Consider the following 11,524-nt stretch of genomic DNA (forward strand, 5'->3'; position numbering starts at 1 on the left):
TGGCGAAAAGTGCCAACGCCTTCATGGCTCGGACCGGCGGGCCTCGGTAAACCCGACGACCAACACATTGCCTCCCACCGAGCGACGAAAAGCGCTCAGGCTGTTTCACGACATGAACGCCCGCTCAAAAGGTCACCCAGGCGATGAGTTGGAAGTAGGTATTGGTCGATGCGCTCCCACTCTGGTTGCCACCATTGCCGAGCCACTTCTCAGGCTTGTAGAGGCCAATGAGCGGCGAGAGCGTGATGTTGTCCGTCACCATCCAATCCAGGAAAAAATCGAACTCGCGGGCGCTGAAGTCCTGTTCGCCTCGCCGGGAAAGCTGGTGGAAGTCGAAGGCCATCGCGTTGAGCGTTAACTTGTCGGTCGGCATGACCGAGAGCAATATGTCATTGATCTGCATGTTCGAAGTCACTGAGCCTGCGTAATTCGCGGCGACTTCGCCTTGGTAGCGTTTGCGAAAACCGCCCTGGAACAGGAAGTCCCAACCTTCGGAGTAACGCGTATAGCGATAGCTCACCGTCGGTTGCCATTTGACATCGGCGAAGGTGTAGCCCGCGTCGAAGAACATCGCCCGCTGCGATCCTGAGCGTTTTTCCTGGCGCGCCACTTCGAAGGCAAAGTCGGCATTCTCGATGCCGGCATTACCCTGGCCACGGATGCTGTAGATGTCCATGCCCTTGCGCTCACCCCGATCGGCAAAGATGTACCGCTCCTCGACATCCAAGCCGCGCACATACGTCGAACCGATCGAGCCGATGGGCGTCGTGTAGTCAACGGTGGCGACCGCCACTTCGGCCTTGGATTGCCCGGGATTATCCGACTTCAGCCATATCAGGCTACCGTGAAGACCTTCCGTACCGCCCAGCTTCAGGACTGCCGTATTTCCGAACGCCAACCGCGGGCCGAGGTAAAAGGCACCGCCGCGATTGAAGCGGCCATCCGCTACGCCCTCGATGGGGTTGAAAGCGTTCCCGGGGGCGAAGCCATCATCGGTAATCAGGAAGCCGTCCACCGTAACGATCTGTCGGCCAAAAGAGAAATCAACCCCGTCCATGCCCAATGCTGGAATCAGCTCACCTGACTTCCAGCCCAGGTAGGCATCTTCGACGGCGGTTTCTCTTTCATTTCCGGCGGTGATACCCCCCGCGTCGCCGTCGCCCCATGACCCCGTACTGATCATGCTGAACCCGCCGTAGATCGAGCCGGCGGCGATCCGATCCGTCGTGCCGCTGAGACCATACTTGGCGAACCCTTCCTGCCACCGCATGCTGCCGGGCTCGCGCTGCGGGTCGCCGAGGTAATTCTTGCTGCTGCCGAACCAGCCAAACCCGGCCCAAAGTTCGGCGTTCAGAACGGTCCCGCCTTCGTTTTCGTTGTAAAGCTCGTAGCCCTGTGCCGGCGGCTCGAACGCGCAGAGCGCGACCAGCGAAAGCAACGGGGCGTAATGGGGGGTGCGCATGACGTCTCTCCTGTTTTTATATTTATGAGGCGAGTCATGAGTGTTCCGATTCGGGTCGTCCATGCGGTAGCCCAAATCAGCATGTGCTAGGGCCTACGACCTATTCCCCTGGCGTCCCCCGGAAAACATTCCCAGAGACGTGAACGGTTGCCGTTTTGGGCTACGGCCCGCCCATGTGTGCGCCCTATGCTGGGGCCATAAGAACGCATAAGAACGAGGCACCGTCATGACCCCATTACCGCTGTTACGTCAGGGGCTTTGCCTGCTGACCATCGTCGCTTGCAGTGCCCTGCCGTCCCTGGCCACTGCCCACCATTCATTCGCGCTGTTCGACCAGACCAAGACGGTCACGGTCAAGGGCGTCGTCGAGCGCTTTGCCTGGACCAATCCGCACATCACCATTTACCTCGACACACCCGGCCCGCCGCCCCAGCGATTCAAGATCGAGACCGGCAGCGTCAACGCGCTGCAGCGTGCCGGCTGGAGCGCTGATTCCATCAAGGCCGGCGAAAACGCCGAGGTGTCCTTCAGGCCGCTGAAAAACGGTGACCCGGGCGGTCTGCTCGTGGAGATCAAGATCGGTGACGTCGTGCTCACGGGCGGCGGCTAGAAGAAGTGCTTGTCCAGCTTCATGACGACCGAACCGAACAAGCCCGCAACATGGAGACGTTTCAATGAAACCGACACGAACCTTGAGCGCAGCAACGATCTTCCTTGGCGTCGTCCTCGCGACCGGCGCCGGGGCAACGTCGAAGACCCAGAACAATACGCGCCCGGACATCAGCGGTACCTGGGAAAGAACCCCCGACGACTGGTTCGGTGAGAACCCCGACGATCCGGTGCACCCGGGCGGCCCGATGGACCTGAAGGAACCCTATGCCAACGAATACGCCGCGCTGAAAAAGAAACAAGCCGCAGCGAACGAAGCCGGCACGCCATTGGCCACGACGAGTTCCAGATGCCTGCCCGAAGGCATGCCAACGATGATGGCTGCACTGTTTCCGATCCAGATCATTCATGACGACAAGCAGGTGATTGTCCTCGGCGAGTACCTGCAACAGGTGCGCCGCATTCTCCTGAACCAAGCCATGCCGCCCAAAGAGAAGCTCGATCCCAAGTACCAGGGCCATTCCCGCGGCCACTGGGAAGGCGACACGCTGGTGGTGCAGACCCAACGTGTGCGAACGGACGTGACGTTCTATGACGTTCCCCACAGCGAGGAGATGACGATCACCGAACGCATCAGGCTGAAGGGGCCGGACCACTTGGAGAACCAGGTGGTGATCGAGGACCCGCAATTGCTCAACACCCCGTATCGCTTCACGTTCGACTACAAGCGCTCCAACTACGCCATTCAAGAATACGTCTGCGAGAACAACCAGATCGTGATCGACAGCGAGGGCAAGGCATCCCTCAGCCGTGAGTGAAGCCCCTATCGATGCTCCCTTGGAGATGACCGGATGGAACGAGCGATGACCATCAGCCGCCTGTGGCTGGCACTGCAAGGCGCCCTGCTCTCGCTGATCCTCACGGCGAACGCGTTTGCAGAGGTACCCCGTATGCCCACGGCCATACCTGTGCCGCCCTCCGACAAGCCACCGCTGTCCTCGGCAAAACGCCCGGGCACTGAATACAGCGACCTGGAAAAGTACGGCTACATCGAGGAAGAGTTTTACCTGCAAGGCGTCGCCCCGGCCATCACCGCCTCGGGCAAACAGCTCTTCGAGGCGCCGTACACCACGCGCATCGTGGTACGCAAACCAGCGGATCCCGCGCACTTCAACGGCACGGTGGTGATCGAGCCGTTCAGCTGGTTTGGCGAGCGTGGCGCAGGCTGGATCCTGACCCGTGACTACTTGCTACGGCGCGGCTACGCGTACGTCGGCTACACACTGAACATGAACAGGCCGGCCATCGATCCCAAGTTCATCTCCGATACCCCGGCCGCCGAAGCCGAACAGATTGCCCAGTACGGACACATCGTGAACTTCGAGTTCATGCGCCGTTTCGACTATGCACGCTATGCGCCGCTGGGCAGCTATTACGACCCGCAACGCTTCACCCGCGGTAACGGTCCCGATCCGTTCGTGCCGCAGTCCCAGGGCATCGCGGCGCAGCTGGTGTTGCTGCTCAAAACCCATTCGGAGCAAGGCCCTTTGGCCGGCCTGGATGTGCATCGCGTCTACGTCAACAGCTGGGCGGTGACCGCGCAAGTCTGGATGGATTACCTCGACCAGGGCCGCCACCAGCAGTGGCGCATGCCCGACGCCAGGCCGCTGATCGATGCCTACATGACCGGCCGCATGGCCTATGGCGAGGTGGGCGGCGACGTCGTTCGGCTGCCACGCCAGATGCCCGACGGCGTGCCGTTCGTGACGGTCTACAGCCAATCCGAACTGATGCACGACGCGATCGAAGGCATCCACCTGCCGCCGGACACCGACAGCCCCCAGATCCGCTACTACGAAGTAACCGGCATGCCCCATCTGCGGCTGGCCGACCTTGGTACGGAACATACCGAGCTGTTCGCCGCCGACATTGGCAAGGGCGACGACCCGCGGTGCCGGACGCTGTACGACGAGCCGGCGGAATTGGTCGTCTCGGCACTCCTCGATGGCATGGACCGATGGGTGCGCGAGGGCAAAGCCATGCCGAAGGCCCCGCGAGTCGTGCGCGAGGGCAAGGTCGCCGTGCGCGATCCCGTTACCGGCAACCTGCAAGGGGGCGTGCGCCCGCCATGGATCCAGGTGCCCAGCGCGACCTACCTCACGGACCAGGAAACCGGCTGCGGCCTGATCTACGACACCAAGGTGCCCTATTCCAAGGACGTGCTCGTCCAGCGTTATGGAAGCTTCGGCCACTACGAACAGGCATTCGAAGACGCCAAGGGGCTCTCGATCAAACAGGGCTATCTCCTTCCGGAAGATGCAACGGGCCTGCGTCCGATCGCGAAACCTCAAGACTTCTAACCCAACGCGGAAGCAAAGCAGATGTCATCAGAACTCATCATCGCCTGGATCTACGCGTCCCCCGTGAGCACCGCCATCAGGGACATGTTCTGGGTCGTGCCCACCGTCCAGAGCATTCATATCGTCGCCATCGCGGTGATCTTCGGCGCCGCCGTCATCTCCGACCTCAGGTTGGCCGGCGTGCTCGCCACCGATGAGCCTATGCGCGGCGTCATCCGCCGCTATTTCCCATGGATGCGCGCCGCCCTCGTCGTCCTGCTTCTCACTGGGCTGGTCATGGTCATCGGCGAGCCCGACCGCGTCCTGGTCAACACAACGTTCTGGCTGAAGATGTGCCTGGTCGTCGCCGTGTTCACGCTGGCCTGGTCAATCCGGCGTCCATTGCTGCGCCCTGCCGCTCAGGCACAAGGCGATGACCAGAAGCCTCCGGCCAAAGTGCTGGCCTGGCTATCGATCGCCCTGTGGTGCGTCGTGATCTTCTGCGGTCGCTGGATTGCCTACTGATCCCGGCTTTTTCGATGAACGTTTTTCTCAGGTATTCACCATGGACCTCCAATCGATACTGCAAGCCCTCGAGGACACCGCTGTCGCCGCCCGGATCAGAGAGTCGGGTTCGATTTTTCCAAACCTGGAGTCGGTGCACGTGATCGGCATCGCCCTGGTGTTCGGGACCATCGCCGTCGTCGACTTGCGCCTGCTCGGCATCGCCTCCCACCGTCGAAGCGCGCTCCGGCTGATCCAGGAATTGTTGCCATATACCTGGGTGGCCTTCTCAGCCTGCGTGATCACCGGCCTGCTCATGTTTGCCTCCAATGCCACCACCTATGCGCAGAACAGCGTGTTCTGGTGGAAGATGGGCGTGTTGTTGCTGGCGGGCGTCAACATGGGGGTCTTCCACCTGGGCGCCTATCGCCGGATCGACCAATGGGACACGACCCTGCCACCGCCCGGCCAGGCCCGTGTCGCCGGACTCTGCTCGTTGGCACTGTGGGCGTGCGTGATAGGCCTTGGCCGCTGGATCGGGTTTGTCTGATGGCTCGCCTGTCGCGAACCTGGCCCGACACTGACGCCAACGGTGCATTCAAGCTCGTGCCCCCGGCTTCCGGCCGTTGGGAGTCGCTGGCCTTGCTGCTGGCGGCCCTGGCAATCATCGCCGGCGTGACAGGTTATGTGCTGCTGCGTCCGCAACACGCCGGCCCTCCGACCCCGTTGAGCTGGCAGGTGCGTTCCTTCGATGGCCTGGGTACGGTCGACCAGGCCATCCACAGCGCCCTGCTGCCTGCCGGTGAAGAAATCATCTGGAACAACAACGACACCGGCGGTTGGATCACGCTGGAGCGTGCCCAGGCGATCTTGCTGCCGCCCTTCTACCGGGATGCCTTCTGGAAGACCAACGGTGAGGTGCACTGGCAGTTGATTCTGCCTGGCAGCCATCTGCCCCATGCCGGCTCCGTCGATGACCACGAGGACGACGCTGCTGCCCCAATCGTCAGCGAAGTGTCGCAAGCGACCCAGGGCCAGGGCGCCACGGTCTACTACGGTTCCGCCGGCCGCGCGCGCGGCCAGAGCGCCTACCTGCTGGTCATCGGGCACGCCCATGCCGGCGTCATGTGGGCCAACCAGGCAACGATCTGGGTCCACCCCGACCCGAACGCGCCCTACCCCGACATCGTCAAGCCCGAATCACTGGTCGGTAAAGGCTGGCGCCAGGTCATTCCTTACGACGGTGCCAGTGAAATCGAACGCGTAAAAGGAAACCAGCCATGACCGTTTCTACGAAACACCGCGCGCTGTGGCGCCGTTGCCTTGCGCTGCTGGTATTGATACCCGTCATCGCATTCGCCGGCCCGACGGCCCCTCTTGGCAAGAAGCTCAAGATCGGCGTCACCCTGCACCCCTACTACAGCTTCGTGGCCAATATCGTCGGTGATCGGGCCGAGGTCGTTGCCCTCATCACGGCGCAAGCGAATCCACACAACTATCAGCCGCAACCCGACGACATCACCCGTGCGATGACGCTCGATGCCTTGGTCGTCAATGGCATCGGCCACGATGAATGGGCCTTCCAGATCGTCAAGGCCGCCGGCCGTGGGGCGACATTGCCGATCATCCAGGCCAATGCGTCGGTGGCCCTCATTCCCATCGGCGGTGACCAGGACGGCGCCAAGGTGGTCAATCCGCACACCTTCGTCTCCACCACGGCCGCGATACAGCAGGTCTTCGAGATCACTCGCCGGTTGGGGGAGCTGGACCCGGACAACGCTGTGGCGTATCGACAAAACGCCCTTGCCTATGCCGCACGCATCCGAGCCTTGCGAGCAGGTTTCATGACCCGCTTCGCCGCCCTGGACCTGTCATCGTTCCGCTGTGCGACAACTCATGCCGGCTACGACTACATGATGCAGGAGTTCGGCCTGTTCGTGAGCGCCGTGATCGAGCCCCGTCACGGCGTCGCACCGACGGCGCGCCAGTTGGCCAACACCCTCGACGCGATCAAGAAGGCCAACGTACGGGTGCTGTTCGCCGAGAAAAACTTCTCCCTCGATCTCGCCAAGCCCATCGAGGCCGCCACCGGCGTGAAGGTTTTCGCGCTGTCCCACATCACCGGCACGGCCTACAGCGCGGACGAATTCGAGGTGGCGATGCGCGAGAACCTCGAGACCTTGGCCGAAGCCGTCGAGTTCACGCAGCGATGAACCTAATGAAGGAGAAACAGGCCATGCGCGGCCCCGCCCTGGTGTTCGATCACGTCTCCCTGCAGCTGGGAGGTACGCAAGTACTCGACGACGTCAGTTTTCGGGTGGAAGCCGGTGCCCTGCACTGCCTGGTCGGCCCCAACGGCGGCGGCAAGACTTCACTGGTGCGCGCGCTGCTGGGCCAGATGCCGCATTCGGGGACGGTCCGCTTCGAGGGCGAGGTCACGACGCCCATGGGTTATGTCCCGCAGTTGCCGGACTTCGACCGCAACGTGCCGATGACGGTCAACGATCTCATGGCCCTCCTGGGGCAACGCCGGCCGGCCTTCCTGGGCTCGAGGCGATCCGCCAAGGTGGCCAATGCCGAGGCCCTGGCGCGTACCGGCATGGCTGGCATGGGCGCCAAACCCTTTGGCAGCCTGTCCGGTGGCCAGCGCCAGCGAGTGCTGCTGGCCCAGGCGATCAGCCCGATGCCGTGGCTGTTGATCCTCGACGAGCCGACCGCCGGCATCGACGAACCGGGTGTGCGGCTGGTGGAAGCGCTGGTGGCCGAGTTGCATGGCCGGGGCGTCACCATTCTGTGGATCAACCATGACCTGGAACAGGTCCGGCGCATCGCCCAATCGGTGACCGTTATCAACCGCCGCGTGCTGTTCCATGGCGTCCCCGACCAGGTCGCCTATTCGCTGGAGGGAGTCCAATGAGCGCCTTGTACGAGTTCATTCGCAACCACCTGCAAGCGCTCGCCGCCGGTGGCCTGCTGCCGCAACCGTTCGAGTACGAGTTCGTGATCAACGCGCTGCTCTGCGCAGTGCTCATCGGCCCGCTCCTGGGCGTGCTGGGCTCGATGGTGATGATCAAGCGCATGGCGTTCTTCAGTCAGTCCGTCGGTAATGCGGCGATGACCGGCGTGGCCATTGGCGTGCTGATCGGCGAATCCTACCCCTCCCCCTACTTCTCGATGTTCGGCTTCTGCTTGCTGTTCGCCCTGACGCTGAAGTACACGCAGCACCGCACCACATTGGCCAATGACACGCTGATCGGCGTGTTCCTGTCCATTTCCCTGGCGGTCGGGGCGTCACTGCTGCTGTTCGTGTCGGCCAAGATAAACACCCATGTGATGGAAAGTGTGCTGTTCGGCTCTATCCTGGCGGTCGACTACACCGACATGAACGTGCTGCTTGGCGTAACGGCATTGTGTGCGCTGCTCGGGCTGCCGCTGTACAACGGCATGCTGTTGGCCAGCCTCAACCCGAGCCTGGCCCATGCGCGCGGCGTGCGAGTGCGAAGCGTCGAATACCTGTTTGTCGTGCTGGTCACCCTGGTGACGGTGGCCTGCCTGAAAATCATCGGCGCAGTGCTCGTCGAAGCCCTTTTGCTCATACCGGCCGCGGCAGCACGCAACATCAGCCGTTCACTGCCAGGGCTGGTGGCACGCGCCATCCTGATCGCGACCTTTTCCTGCGTGGTTGGCATCCTGGCCCCCATGCAGTTCCACATCCCCGTGCCAACGGGCGGCGCCATCGTGATCGTCGCGGCCTTGGTGTTCGCCGTCACCACCGTCATGCGCGCTACCACATCCCGTTTCAGGAGCGCCAGCGTATGAATAGGAAAGGAATCTACGGGGCCTGGCTGACGCTGTTGGTGTTGCTGGGCGCTCCGTTCCCGGCCCTTGCCGATACCGGCAAACAGCAAGTGCTCGTCGCATTGCCAGCCGTGTATGCGCTCGCCTCGGCGCTCAGCGCCGGCACGACCCTGGATGTCGTCCGTGTGCCAGCGGACGCGGCCGTCCCCATGGAAAGCCAGGCCAACGCGCTGTCGCGCCTGGACGCCGCGGTGTTCCAGCAGGCTACGGCCGTGGTCACCCTCAGCCATCTCTGGCGTGCGGATCCGCTGTATGCGACAGCCCGCCATCACAACCTGCGAATCGTCGAGATCGACGCCTCGCATTCATGGGACACCGTCAAGCCCGCCGTGGCCGTGACCCAAGCGCCGTCGAACGACGTTCCCTGGGCTGCGGCGAGTGATGTCGATGAGGGCCTGTCGCCCTACGCCTGGCTCGGCCCTATCAACGCCATGCGCATGTCGGGGCTGATCGCCGCCGACCTGGCACGCCTGTCCCCCGCCGACGCGCCACGGATAGAGCGCAATCTCGCCGAGCTCGAAGGGCGCTTGCGCCGGCTCAAGGCCGACTACGGCGCCCGACTGACGGCCGTGGCGGACCTGCGCGTGTTTTCGCTGGCCAATGAGTTCATCTACCTGTTCGGTGAGTTCGGCGTCTTTGTCGATGGTTGGTTCGTCCGGCAGGACATCGACTGGAGCGATGCCGACCGCGCCGCGCTGACTCACTACCTGCGCGAGCGTGACATCCGCGTGGTGGTCCACAAGTGGGCACCGGACGCCAACATCGCCAAAGCCATCGAGGACGGGGGCGCGCGGCTACTGATCCTCGATACGGGCAACCCGGGAATGCTCGCCGATACGGCCAGCGGATACGAGACGCTCATGGGTTCGAACCTGGACGCCCTGCTGGCGGCCTTCACCGCGACGGGCAATGACAATAAGAGAGGCGATGCCCCGCCCCTTCCCCAATGATCGATCTTGATTGCGAGACGTTATGAAACCCATAGGTTCAGTACGGCGGATATCGATGGCAGGCGCTTTGGTGTTCTGCCAGGCAACCTTCGCCCACGGCCCGGTCTTCGATTGCTACATCGAGGACGATAGCCGGGTGGCGTGCGAGGCGGGCTTCACCGACGGCAGCTCGGCCGCCGGCAGACAAATCCATGTCCAGGATCCGAGCGGCAAGGTATTGCTCCAAGGCGAAGTCGGCAAGGACAACACCTACACATTCCAGCCCCCTGCCGGAAACTACTCCGTGGTGTTCCTGGGCGGCGCTGGACATCAGATCACGATTCAGTCTTCCGACATTTCAAGGTGAAACGACCATGACGTTCAAGCGAAAACTGCTTCAAGCCCTGGCCGCGACGACGCTCACTGGCTTGACCGGCGCTGCACAGGCCCATTTCCAGATGCTCTACGTTGAAGAAACGGCACTGCAACGTGCAGAAAAACTCGAGTTCGCGCTGGTGTTCACCCATCCTTTCTCCGGTGGTCCCACCATGACCATGGATGCACCTAGGGCCTTCAGCCACATCAGTTCCCACGGAGAGGAAAAAATCGACCTGCGCAAATACCTGCGCCCCGTCGAGTGGCAGAGTCGCGACAACCGAACGACGGCCTATCGTGCCTCGATTCCACGGGAATTGGTGCGTTCACTGGGTGACCATATCTTCGTACTCGAACCCGAGCCTTACCTGGAAACCGAGGAAGACGTCTACATCCAACAGTTCACCAAGCTGATCGTGAACGTGGGCGGTGTCCCCGGCAACTGGACAGAACCACAAGGGTTGCCGGTGGAGATCCAGCCGTTGAACAAACCTTATGCCAACTGGACGGGCGGCGTGTTCCGCGCCGTGGTGCTGGCCGATGGCAAGCCTGTTCCATTCGCCGAAGTCGAAATCGAATACGTCAACCATTCCGTTGATCTCGAAAAAAACGCCTTCGGCCAGCAAGACTACGTCACGGCACCCCAGGCTTCATTCAAAGCCCTGAGTACCTACTCGGACGCCCAAGGGATCGTGACCATCGGCCTGCCCCGGGCCGGCTGGTGGGGCATCGCGGCGCTCGACATCGGTGCGACGAAAACCCACAAGGGCAAACCCCTGTCGCAAGACGCAGTGCTATGGGTACAGGCCAGGGACATGAATTGACCAGGCGCCAGCGCAAGCAGCAGGCACATGGTGACAACGCGACACTTGATACAGAAAGGGCCCTGGATTTTCCTCACAGGGCCCGAGCTATCAAACGATCAGATCGTTGGCGTTGAGGGTATTGACACCTGTCAGTTGGATTTCAAAATCCGCGCCCAGATCACCATTGACGTTGCCGTACAGCACCTGGTCGACGAAGCGCAGTTGTCCCGCTGCCGTGAAATCATTCGAATCGATGAAGCTGAACGTGTCGGCAAACGTGGTCAGGAGATTGGCATCGAGTTTCGACAGGTCAATTTTGTCGCCTTGGAGGCCACTGAAGTCGAGAATGACGTCACGAGCACTGCCTTTACCCAACTCGTTCAATGTGCCGAAAACAAACCGGTCGACCCCGGCACCACCCATGAGGGTATCAGTGCCGATACCACCAGCCAGGGTATCGTTGCCAGCACCGCCGTCTATCCTGTCATTCCCTGAACCACCGACCAACACGTTATTGCCGGCGTTACCGCTAATCACGTTATTCAGGACGTTACCGCCGCCGTTGACTTGGGCGTTACCGGTCAGCGTGAGATTTTCCAGATTGGCACCCAGGCTCCAGCTTACGGACGAGAGCACGGTGTC

The 11,524-nt window shown here is 62.0% G+C and carries 13 protein-coding genes and 1 pseudogene; 12 read left to right on the top strand and 2 right to left on the bottom strand.

What is annotated here, in order from left to right; genetic code table 11:
* Positions 1-124: 124 nt before the first annotated feature.
* Positions 125-1,462: an alginate export family protein gene (locus BLQ55_RS23650; RefSeq protein WP_092257458.1), complete on the bottom strand. Its 1,338-nt coding sequence runs from the start codon at positions 1,460-1,462 to the stop codon at positions 125-127.
* A 226-nt stretch (positions 1,463-1,688) separates the two neighbouring features.
* Between BLQ55_RS23650 and BLQ55_RS23655 the strand changes: the two genes are divergently transcribed.
* The 12 genes from BLQ55_RS23655 (at position 1,689) to BLQ55_RS23710 (ending at position 10,900) form a co-directional block, all read left to right on the top strand.
* The gene (locus BLQ55_RS23655) at positions 1,689-2,072 is read left to right on the top strand and encodes a DUF6152 family protein (protein WP_092257461.1); all 384 of its coding nucleotides are present in this window, start codon (positions 1,689-1,691) and stop codon (positions 2,070-2,072) included.
* 64 nt (positions 2,073-2,136) lie between these two features.
* A complete protein-coding gene (locus tag BLQ55_RS23660) occupies positions 2,137-2,889 on the top strand; it encodes a hypothetical protein (RefSeq protein ID WP_092257464.1) in 753 nt (250 codons plus the stop codon).
* A 45-nt stretch (positions 2,890-2,934) separates the two neighbouring features.
* The gene (locus BLQ55_RS23665) at positions 2,935-4,431 is read left to right on the top strand and encodes an alpha/beta hydrolase domain-containing protein (protein WP_256326641.1); all 1,497 of its coding nucleotides are present in this window, start codon (positions 2,935-2,937) and stop codon (positions 4,429-4,431) included.
* A 21-nt stretch (positions 4,432-4,452) separates the two neighbouring features.
* Positions 4,453-4,935 carry a DUF6644 family protein gene (locus BLQ55_RS23670; protein ID WP_092257470.1) on the top strand — a complete coding sequence of 161 codons (483 nt, stop codon included), beginning with the start codon at positions 4,453-4,455 and terminating at the stop codon, positions 4,933-4,935.
* Positions 4,936-4,975: 40 nt separating this feature from the next.
* Entirely contained in the window at positions 4,976-5,464 is a 489-nt protein-coding gene (locus tag BLQ55_RS23675) for a DUF6644 family protein (protein WP_092257473.1), read from the top strand.
* A complete protein-coding gene (locus BLQ55_RS23680; RefSeq protein WP_092257476.1) occupies positions 5,464-6,198 on the top strand; it encodes a DUF6162 family protein in 735 nt (244 codons plus the stop codon). Before BLQ55_RS23675 ends, BLQ55_RS23680 begins: the two co-directional genes overlap by 1 nt.
* Entirely contained in the window at positions 6,195-7,127 is a 933-nt protein-coding gene (locus BLQ55_RS23685; protein ID WP_092257479.1) for a metal ABC transporter solute-binding protein, Zn/Mn family, read from the top strand. Before BLQ55_RS23680 ends, BLQ55_RS23685 begins: the two co-directional genes overlap by 4 nt.
* Positions 7,128-7,150: 23 nt before the next feature.
* On the top strand, positions 7,151-7,831 hold the full coding sequence (locus BLQ55_RS23690) for a metal ABC transporter ATP-binding protein (RefSeq protein WP_256326642.1): 681 nt from the start codon (positions 7,151-7,153) through the stop codon (positions 7,829-7,831).
* Complete coding sequence (locus BLQ55_RS23695; protein WP_092257485.1) at positions 7,828-8,733, top strand: metal ABC transporter permease; 906 nt, start codon at positions 7,828-7,830, stop codon at positions 8,731-8,733. Before BLQ55_RS23690 ends, BLQ55_RS23695 begins: the two co-directional genes overlap by 4 nt.
* On the top strand, positions 8,730-9,722 hold the full coding sequence (locus tag BLQ55_RS23700) for a metal ABC transporter solute-binding protein, Zn/Mn family (protein WP_092257488.1): 993 nt from the start codon (positions 8,730-8,732) through the stop codon (positions 9,720-9,722). Before BLQ55_RS23695 ends, BLQ55_RS23700 begins: the two co-directional genes overlap by 4 nt.
* A gap of 55 nt (positions 9,723-9,777) precedes the next feature.
* The gene (locus BLQ55_RS23705; protein ID WP_256326643.1) at positions 9,778-10,068 is read left to right on the top strand and encodes a hypothetical protein; all 291 of its coding nucleotides are present in this window, start codon (positions 9,778-9,780) and stop codon (positions 10,066-10,068) included.
* Positions 10,069-10,075: 7 nt separating this feature from the next.
* A complete protein-coding gene (locus BLQ55_RS23710; RefSeq protein ID WP_092257494.1) occupies positions 10,076-10,900 on the top strand; it encodes a DUF4198 domain-containing protein in 825 nt (274 codons plus the stop codon).
* 90 nt (positions 10,901-10,990) lie between these two features.
* Here BLQ55_RS23710 and BLQ55_RS31780 read toward each other — a convergent pair.
* Positions 10,991-11,524 (bottom strand): annotated as a pseudogene (locus BLQ55_RS31780) (calcium-binding protein); the annotation flags it as partial.

This window comes from Pseudomonas sp. NFACC13-1 (genome assembly GCF_900104425.1).
Lineage (GTDB): Bacteria > Pseudomonadota > Gammaproteobacteria > Pseudomonadales > Pseudomonadaceae > Aquipseudomonas > Aquipseudomonas fluorescens_AA.

What these genes read in the sequence shown, in the direction of transcription:
- BLQ55_RS23680 (WP_092257476.1), top strand. Translation starts at nt 5,464, where the DNA reads ATGGCTCGCCTGTCGCGAACCTGGCCCGACACTGACGCCAACGGTGCA.
- BLQ55_RS23665 (WP_256326641.1), top strand. Translation starts at nt 2,935, where the DNA reads ATGACCATCAGCCGCCTGTGGCTGGCACTGCAAGGCGCCCTGCTCTCG.
- BLQ55_RS23670 (WP_092257470.1), top strand. Translation starts at nt 4,453, where the DNA reads ATGTCATCAGAACTCATCATCGCCTGGATCTACGCGTCCCCCGTGAGC.
- BLQ55_RS23660 (WP_092257464.1), top strand. Translation starts at nt 2,137, where the DNA reads ATGAAACCGACACGAACCTTGAGCGCAGCAACGATCTTCCTTGGCGTC.
- BLQ55_RS23650 (WP_092257458.1), bottom strand. Translation starts at nt 1,462, where the DNA reads ATGCGCACCCCCCATTACGCCCCGTTGCTTTCGCTGGTCGCGCTCTGC.
- BLQ55_RS23700 (WP_092257488.1), top strand. Translation starts at nt 8,730, where the DNA reads ATGAATAGGAAAGGAATCTACGGGGCCTGGCTGACGCTGTTGGTGTTG.
- BLQ55_RS23690 (WP_256326642.1), top strand. Translation starts at nt 7,151, where the DNA reads ATGCGCGGCCCCGCCCTGGTGTTCGATCACGTCTCCCTGCAGCTGGGA.
- BLQ55_RS23655 (WP_092257461.1), top strand. Translation starts at nt 1,689, where the DNA reads ATGACCCCATTACCGCTGTTACGTCAGGGGCTTTGCCTGCTGACCATC.
- BLQ55_RS23675 (WP_092257473.1), top strand. Translation starts at nt 4,976, where the DNA reads ATGGACCTCCAATCGATACTGCAAGCCCTCGAGGACACCGCTGTCGCC.
- BLQ55_RS23685 (WP_092257479.1), top strand. Translation starts at nt 6,195, where the DNA reads ATGACCGTTTCTACGAAACACCGCGCGCTGTGGCGCCGTTGCCTTGCG.
- BLQ55_RS23695 (WP_092257485.1), top strand. Translation starts at nt 7,828, where the DNA reads ATGAGCGCCTTGTACGAGTTCATTCGCAACCACCTGCAAGCGCTCGCC.
- BLQ55_RS23710 (WP_092257494.1), top strand. Translation starts at nt 10,076, where the DNA reads ATGACGTTCAAGCGAAAACTGCTTCAAGCCCTGGCCGCGACGACGCTC.
- BLQ55_RS23705 (WP_256326643.1), top strand. Translation starts at nt 9,778, where the DNA reads ATGGCAGGCGCTTTGGTGTTCTGCCAGGCAACCTTCGCCCACGGCCCG.